This window comes from Pseudochrobactrum sp. AO18b (assembly GCF_000409565.1).
GTDB lineage: Bacteria > Pseudomonadota > Alphaproteobacteria > Rhizobiales > Rhizobiaceae > Pseudochrobactrum > Pseudochrobactrum saccharolyticum.
Map to the genome: position 1 here is coordinate 1 of NZ_ANNO01000354.1, position 2,489 is coordinate 2,489.

Below are 2,489 nucleotides of genomic sequence, written 5' to 3' on the forward strand. Positions count from 1 at the left end.
AGCCGACAATATTATTGGAACGGAACAGGCGCAGGCATTGTTCAGGATTATCAATATCCAGCACAACGATCTGGCGGTAGAGATGCACACCGGCGGCAAGCAGACCGGCCAGTGCAGGCATCGGCACTTCTGCCACGGCAAACGCACCGGCAAAGCACATCAGCGCACCGCCATAAAGCAGCATCAGCGCCAGCTTGGTTTTATCGCCGAACAAACGGGCAGTCGAGCGCACGCCCACCAGTGCATCATCTTCCTTATCCTGATGGGCATAAATCGTGTCATAGCCGATCGTCCACAGGATCGCGCCGATATAAAGCAGCACAGGCGAAAGAGACAGAGAACCGGTTTGCGCCGACCATGCCACCAATGCACCCCATGAAAAAGCCATACCCAGCACCAGCTGCGGCCAGTCAGTAATGCGTTTCATAAACGGATAGGCTGCAACAATCACCAACGATGCAAAACTCAAAGCAACGGTGAACCAGTTGAATTGCAGCACCACAGCAAGACCGGCCAGACATTGCAGGCCTAAAAATATCCAAGCCTGTTTGCGGCTGACCTGACCGGACGGCAGCGGGCGGGAACGCGTGCGCGCAACCTTATCGTCAATATCCTGATCCGCCAGATCATTGAGTGTGCAACCGGCACCACGCATGGCAATTGCGCCGATCAGAAACAGCACCATATGCCAAAGCGAAGGCAGCACAGTCCAGATATCGTCTCCGGGTTTGGCACCGGCACTCGTCACCAGAGCTGCAGACCACAGGCATGGCCAGAGCAGCAACTGCCAGCCAATCGGGCGATCCCAGCGGGCAAGCTGCGCATAAGGCCACAGGCTTGGCGGCAATAACCGGTAGACCCAATGGCCGGACGGCGCGTCCATAACCTTGCCCGTTTGCCCGCGTGCCTGAATCTGAACCATGTTATGCAAACCTTTCGCAGTTGCATTCTCATAAATGCTTTTAAATTCTCTACCGATTTCGTAAAGGAGGAGCAAGCCTCAAGCACATATGGAGAAATGCCTGTGACCACCTCCCCCTCAGACGCTCTTAAAGTTCTGCTGATCGGCTCCGGTGGCCGTGAACACGCGCTCAGCTGGAAACTGGCAGCATCTCCGCTGCTCGGCACTCTCTATTGCACACCGGGCAATCCGGGCATTGCTGAATGTGCCACGTTGATTGATCTGGATATTGACGATCATGACGCTGTGATTGCCTTCTGCCACAGCTTTGAGATTGATCTGGTCGTAGTTGGGCCTGAAGCACCACTGGTTGCCGGTATTACCGATCCGCTGATCGCTGCAGGCATTAAAGTATTCGGCCCTTCGCAGGCCGCAGCTCAGCTGGAAGGCTCAAAAGGTTTCACCAAAGATCTCTGCGCCCGTTTTGATATTCCGACCGGCAGCTATGGCCGCTTCAACAATGCGCCAAAGGCCAAGGCCTATATCCGCGAACAAGGTGCGCCGATTGTCGTTAAAGCCGATGGCCTTGCCGCCGGTAAGGGCGTGGTCGTTGCCATGACTTTGGAAGAAGCACTGGATGCCGTGGATGCCTGTTTTGAAGGCCACTTTGGTGATGCCGGTGCAGAAGTTGTGGTTGAGGAGTTTCTTGACGGCGAAGAAGCCAGCTTCTTCTGCATTTGCGACGGTACCACAGCCTTGCCTTTCGGCAGCGCACAGGATCATAAGCGCGTCGGTGACGGCGATACCGGTGCCAATACCGGCGGCATGGGTGCTTATTCCCCTGCGCCAATCATGGATGAAGCCATGACGGAACGTGTGATGAAGGAGCTGATTGAGCCGACAATGCGCGGCATGGCCGAGATCGGCGCACCTTTCAGCGGCGTGTTGTTTGCCGGTCTGATGATCGGCAAAGACGGCCCGAAACTGATCGAATATAATACCCGCTTCGGCGACCCTGAATGTCAGGTGCTGATGACCCGCCTCAAAGACGACCTGCTGGTGATCATGCTGGCAGCGGTCAATAAAATGCTGGATCAGGTTTCAATCCGCTGGAGCGATGATGCCGCCCTCACCGTGGTGATGGCAGCGGAAGGCTATCCGGCATCCCCGCGTAAAGGCACAGTCATCAAAGGCGTTGAAGAGGCTGATGCGCTGCCGGATGTAAAAGTGTTCCATGCGGGCACTGTGCATAAAGATGGCGAGCTGCTGGCTAATGGCGGTCGCGTTCTCAATGTAACGGCCACCGGAAAGACAGTCTCCGAGGCTCAGGCGAAAGCCTATCAGGCTGTGTCTAAAATCGACTGGGTTGGTGGCTTTTGTCGTTCGGATATTGGTTGGCGCGCCGTTGAGCGGGAAAAATCGGCCCGATAATCGCTTTTACAAACGGAATGATGTTAAATTAAATTATCATCCCGTTTGAACTCTTTATTTGAGCATAATCTCATCCAAAAACCGGTTCACAGTTTTTGGGATCATGCTTTTAAAACCCGCCTCTCCGGCGGGGTTTTTTTTTTTTTTTTTTTTTTTG

2 protein-coding genes are annotated in these 2,489 nt (G+C 54.4%); one reads left to right on the forward strand and one right to left on the reverse strand.

The window, feature by feature from the left end:
- On the reverse strand, positions 1-922 hold a 922-nt coding region (ubiA, locus tag A918_RS0113850; protein ID WP_022711643.1), incomplete at its 3' end, for a 4-hydroxybenzoate octaprenyltransferase.
- Positions 923-1,024: 102 nt separating this feature from the next.
- On the opposite strand from ubiA, the gene purD reads away from it, so the two are divergent.
- Positions 1,025-2,332 (forward strand): phosphoribosylamine--glycine ligase, encoded by a 1,308-nt coding sequence (purD, locus tag A918_RS0113855; protein WP_245257334.1) that lies wholly within the window; start codon positions 1,025-1,027, stop codon positions 2,330-2,332.
- The last annotated feature ends 157 nt before the right edge of the window (positions 2,333-2,489 follow it).